3 protein-coding genes and 1 pseudogene are annotated in these 5,875 nt (G+C 53.0%); all 4 read left to right on the top strand.

Annotated elements, in window-relative coordinates:
- Positions 1 to 1,758 (top strand): annotated as a pseudogene (locus ACZ25G_RS01675) (hypothetical protein); the annotation flags it as partial.
- Positions 1,755 to 2,474: a hypothetical protein gene (locus tag ACZ25G_RS01670; RefSeq protein WP_463681323.1), complete on the top strand. Its 720-nt coding sequence runs from the start codon at positions 1,755 to 1,757 to the stop codon at positions 2,472 to 2,474. The pseudogene ACZ25G_RS01675 and the gene ACZ25G_RS01670, both read left to right, overlap by 4 nt.
- Positions 2,471 to 4,723 carry a phage tail spike protein gene (locus ACZ25G_RS01665; RefSeq protein ID WP_463681322.1) on the top strand — a complete coding sequence of 751 codons (2,253 nt, stop codon included), beginning with the start codon at positions 2,471 to 2,473 and terminating at the stop codon, positions 4,721 to 4,723. The genes ACZ25G_RS01670 and ACZ25G_RS01665 overlap by 4 nt, the downstream gene beginning before the upstream one ends.
- Positions 4,713 to 5,875: BppU family phage baseplate upper protein (locus ACZ25G_RS01660; RefSeq protein ID WP_463681321.1), on the top strand; the 1,163-nt coding region annotated here is incomplete at its 3' end. The genes ACZ25G_RS01665 and ACZ25G_RS01660, both read left to right, overlap by 11 nt.

Genomic DNA, 5,875 nt, shown 5'->3' with positions numbered 1-5,875 from the left:
ATCCGGGATTTAGCGGATCAAGTGTTTGAGCTTGGGGAAAAGTCCAACAAAACGGCGGACGAAAAACAGTTATTGCTGGACAAAATCGAAGTCCTCAACAGCAAGATGCCAGATTTGGAGCTGTCCTATGATGAAGCATCTGACAGTATTTCTCTAACCAAAGATGAGGTATACAAGCTCATCGACGCCTTTGAGGAGCAGATGAAAACCCAAGCCCTTATGGACCTCACCCAAGACGCCATCAAAGAGCGCACCAAGGCGGAGATGGAACTCAATAGAGTATTGGAGCAACGCAAGAAAAACCAAGCTGAAATTGACCGATTGGACGACCAGATTCGCGATGCGGAACTAGCTTTAGGGGACGCCTATGCGATTAGCACCGCCGAAGGTTATAAGGCTGAGGATCATATCATGCAGCTCAAGCGTGACCGTGATAAGCTTGTGGAAACAAACAATACTTTAGGTGCCTCAGAAGACACGTATAGGGAATCCATCGCTAAAGCCAACGAAGAAATCCAATTCTGCAAAGATTCCGTCAACGACCTTGCCACCTCCATGGACGATGCAGGCACATCCGCGGAAGAATCGGGAGAGAAGATCAAAACCTCGGCCAGCGAGGCCAACGAGGCGGTGGAGGCTGTCTCTGTCAGCGCCGCCTTGGCGTACACCGGCACAGGGGACGCCGCAGAGAATATGTCAAACCGCGTGGCGGGCTCTTATAGGACCATCCAGGGCAAGTCCGGTGAAATGGTTGTGTTCACCAAGGGCAAAACCGATGAGATGAACACTTCTTTTGACGGTGTCGGCAGCTCTGCGGAAAACATGGCAAACCGCGTGGCGGGCTCTTATAGGACCATCCAGGGTAAATCCGGTGAAATGGTTGTGTTCACCAAGGGCAAAACCGATGAGATGAACACTTCTTTTGATGGCGTCGGCAGCTCTGCGGAAAACATGGCAAACCGCGTTGGGACATCCACCGACAATATCAAAACGGAATTTGGCGGTATGGGTGCTGCGGCGCAGACGGCCAACACAGAAGTAGGCTCCGCTACTTCCAGCATGTCCAGCCAGTCCGGGACCGATTTCGGAAACATCGCCCAAAACTGTCGGGATATGGTCAACAGCATGATTATCGCCATTATTCCCGGCATGAACGATTTCCGAAGCACTATCAGCGACGGCCTTACTGGAGCGTACACCATCGCCAAGTCTAAGTTTCACGATATGGTGCAGGCGGGAAAAATGGCCGCTAATGATATGTATGGCGTAGGGCAGGAGATGGCTAACGGTATTGCCAGCGGGCTTAACAGCCGCAGCGGCTTTTTGATGAGCACCATCCGGGGGCTTGTCAATCAGATGGTGGTCGAGGCACAAAACGCTGGGAATATTGACTCTCCGTCCAAAGTTACTCGTGATGAAGTAGGCGCTCCTTTGGCCCAGGGCATAGGGGTAGGTTTTGCAGACGCGTTTCCCTTCGCTAAGATGCGGGAGACGTTGTCAAATGGCATCAGCAGAATGTCCGACATGGTCCAGCCAATCAACCAACGGGTGAGTCCGGCAGGAGTCGCAGCGGGCACAGGAGGAACGGTATCCTATCAAGCCGACGTCAGTGCTGTATTCGATGGTATGGCCATCCAGATTATCAACAACACCACGGTAGACGGTACGCCGCTGAAAGAAACCGTCTCTGACTACACCATCCGTAAGATCGGGAACCAGCAGCGGGCGGTACTGAGGGCGCAAGGAGGTTTTGCATGATCTGCACACAAAATACAAAGCCGTGCGGACGCGGCTACGATATTCAGTACAACAACACGGTAGGAAAAGATATGGGGGTCATCCTCTATGACTATCCGGCGGTCACATCCTCCAAGAAAAGCTTTACCTCCTACGCTATTCCAGGAAGGCAGGGAGAGCTGGTTTCTGACGACGAATCCTCCAGCAACATTACCATTACCTGTAACTTTACCATCCTGGCTGAAGATGTAAATGCGGTGATCCGAAACCTCAGGAGATGGCTGACGGGTACGGGGGAACTCATCCTCAGTGATTCCCCCTACTGCTATTATGAGGTGCTGTCCATCCAATTGGGTGACCTGGAAAGGATCCTCAACCATTACGCCAAAATCTCCGCCGTGTTCACCTGCACGCCCTATGAGTTTGAGCGGGAGGGGAAAAAGCCGAGATCGAACATCGATTATAACGCCTATGATCTATGCAAACCCACCTATCAGATCACCGGCGAGGGTGTTTGCACCTTAACAGTCAACGGAAAGACCATGACGGCCAATATCGGGCAAAACCTGACCATCGACAGCGGCAAGATGCTCGCTTACCGGGCAGACGGCACACTGATGAATACCTCCGTCACCGGAAGATATGAGGATTTATGGATCCCGCATGGGGATTGCGAGATCAGCATAACCAGCGGCTTTACGCTGCAAATCATCCCAAATTGGGGGTATGAGGCATGATTCAGATTTACAGCCCCTCCAACACGGATTATACCAAAAACGGGGACATGACCCTCATGGCTACCCAGTGCAATGTCCACGCTGTTTTAAACGGTGCGTGGGAGCTGGAGCTTACCCATCCCATTGATGCAGACGGGCGGTGGAAATATATTGAGGGCGGCGCTGTGATTTCAGCCCCGTCCTTCAATGAAGACCAGCTTTTCCGCGTCAAGGAAACGGACAAGGATGATTCCGGGGTGACCGCCACGGCGGAGCCTATCTTCATGGACGCCAGGGACGACTGTTTCTTGGTGGACGTTAGGCCCACGGATAAGACGGGCCAGCAGGCCCTCGACATCATGACGGCGCCAAACAGCAAATATACCGGCAGCTCCAATATTACCAAAATAGCGACGGCCTACTATCAATTTAAAAACCTGATTGAGGCCATCAATGGCAATGATGACAACAGCTTTGTCAAACGGTGGGGCGGAGAGATTTATTTCAACAACTACCAGATCATCATCAATAACCAAGTGGGCGGAGATTATGGGGTGTCCGTACTCTACGGGAAGAATGCCTCCAAAAACGGAGTATCAGAGACTATTGATACTTCCGATATTATTACCCGCATTTATCCCAAGGCCTATAATGGCTATACCATGACAAACAACGGATATGTAGATTCCCCTCTCATCAATACCTATCCGGTTATAAAGGCGCGCACCATCACCTTCGACAATGTGAAGATGCGAGAGGACGCCAACGAGGACGACGAGGAAAACGGAATCATTATCTGCGACACCCAGGAGGAACTGGACGACGCGCTGGAAGAGCAGTGCCAGGCAGAGTATGAAGCCGGGGCAGACAAGCCCAAAGTGACCATCAGTGTGGACATGGTGCTTGTTGAAAATACGGTCAACTATGCGGAGTATAAGGGTCTAGAGACTGTTTCTTTAGGCGATACTGTCCACTGTGAGTATTACCGCCTGGGGATTGTAACCGATGCAAGAGTCAGAGAAATCACCTACGATTGCCTGCGGCAGAGGACAACAAAGGTTGTGATCGGTGACGAACCCTACCAATATTTCAACAATGTGTCATCAGGTGTCAATCGGATTGATGGCGCAATCCGTCCAGATGGTTCTTTGATTGCCGAACAGATTCAGGGCTTTATCAACAGTGCATACGCACAGCTGCGGCTTCAAAACAGTGTAGCCCAAAAACAGGATGTGCGGGCCATCCTCTTTGAGGACTTGGATCCCAGCAGCGATCTTTTTGGCGCTATTTCTATCGGCACCCAAGGCCTCCAGATTGCTGACAGCCGCACTTCAGACGGACGTGACTGGGATTGGGGAACGGCGATTACCGCAAAAGGAATGAATGCCAGCTTGATTACCGTCGGGCTCATCAGCGCCAATATGGTGCGGGCCGGTGTTTTAATCTCGCAAAATGAAACAACCCGGTTTGACCTGGATAACAATGCTTTGCAGTTTTGGTCCCATGCTGAAACTTCTAAAGCTTCTAGCTTGCTGTCAGAATTTACCGTAGACGAAAGGGAAAACGTTATCTTTGGCTGGAAATCTTGGGATGCCGCTATCATTTTCCGAAGGCTTGGAACGCCTCCCTATGAGGATTTCGACATGCTGAGTATTTATCCTCATGGGGTCACTGATCCTGATGGAACGCTGCACGAAGGTGGAATCCACACCTATGTCCTGTACCCTTATTTCATTGACATGAAAGGAGATGAGTCTGACGGAAGTAACCCTGACAAGGGCAGCATCTCCAACGTGAATAACCTCAGCGTATGGGGCGAGATCACGGCGGTTCGGAATAACCGGAATGTCTATGCAGTACTATCTGCGCCATCCGGAGAGGACAGAATCCTGCAAATCGGCATAGAAAGCGGCAGCAACCTGACCTTACACGGGACAGCCAATACCTTCTACATCGCCATCACGTCCTCCGATGAGATGCTCAAGGACAATATTGCCGACACAGCGGAGCAGGCCCTTTCTCAGGTCAACGCAATCCGGCATAGAAGCTTTACATGGAAAGAAGGATCTGTTAAGGAAAAGCTGGGGTATGTTGCCCAGGAGCTGGAGAAAATCAACCCCCGGTGGGTGGATCATGTGCCTCAGCCAGACGGTGAAGACATGGTTCAGCCTAGAATAGACCGCATTGTCCCTTACCTGAGCAAGGCGATCCAAGAATTATCCGCGAGAATTGATGAACTGGAAAGGAAGGTGAACACAGATGGAAATTAACGACAGTATTACCCTTGATCTATCAGGAAAGACGCAGATCATACCAGTATACGCCAAACAGGGAGACCAAAACAGCCGTACATTGACCGTCACCCTCGCGGATAACGGCGTCGACTACACCATTCCCAGCGGCGCTGTGGCAAGATTCGCCATGAGAAAGCCGCAGTCCGGGGACAATGTGCTGGATGACGCCGCCATCAGCAACAATCAGGTGGAAATCACTCTCACCCAGCAGATGCTGGCGGAAGCGGGCCAGGCTTGCTGTGATGTGCAGCTGTATGACGAAGCATCTAATGCCATGCTGTCTTCCAGCTCCTTTGTTTTGGATATTAAACCTATGGCGCTGGATCAGGCGGTGGCGGAGAGCTCTCCGGAATACAAAAGCTTTGTGGACGCCCTCAACAGCATCTCCTCCTCCCAGTCCAGCGCCTCCCAAGCGGTAGAGGATGCGGAGCAGGCGCTGGAGGACGCCAATACAGCCAAGGGCACCTTTGAGAGCCTCAACAGCCAGATGCAGACGGCCATCGAAGACGCCAACACCGCCACGGACGGCGCTAATACGGCGGCAGGAGCGGCCAACACTGCGGCAGGCCTAGCCAATACAGCGGCCGGGAACGCCAACGGCGCGGCGGGAGACGCAAGCGAGGCCGCAGACGCTGCGAATTTGGCGGCGCAGAATGCCAATGCGGCGGCCCAGGACGCCCAGCACGGCCCCCGGATTAATGAGGGCACCGACATGTGGGAAACCTGGGATCCGGAGCAGGACCAGTATGTTTCCACCGGCGTCAAGGCGACAGGTCCCCAGGGACCACAGGGTACATCCCTTAAAATCCTGGGGAGCTACGACAGCCTCCAGGCATTGCAGGAGGCGGTACCAAGCCCCAATGTGGGGGACAACTACATGGTGGGAGAAGACTGCTATGCCTGGACGGGCAGTGAATGGCTGAACCTAGGCCCCATCCAGGGCCCACCGGGAGAAACAGGAGCGACAGGGCCCCAAGGTCCCGAAGGCCCGCAAGGCCCGCAAGGCCCCCAGGGTCCCCAGGGCCCGGCAGGGGAAACGCAGGAGAAAGGGGTGGACTATTTTACCCCAGCCGATATTGCAGAGGTGGCCCAGGACGCCGCCGATCTGGTGGATATCTCCGGCAAGGC

This window comes from Zongyangia sp. (assembly GCF_965361945.1).
This window is presented reverse-complemented; position numbering and strand designations above follow the sequence as displayed.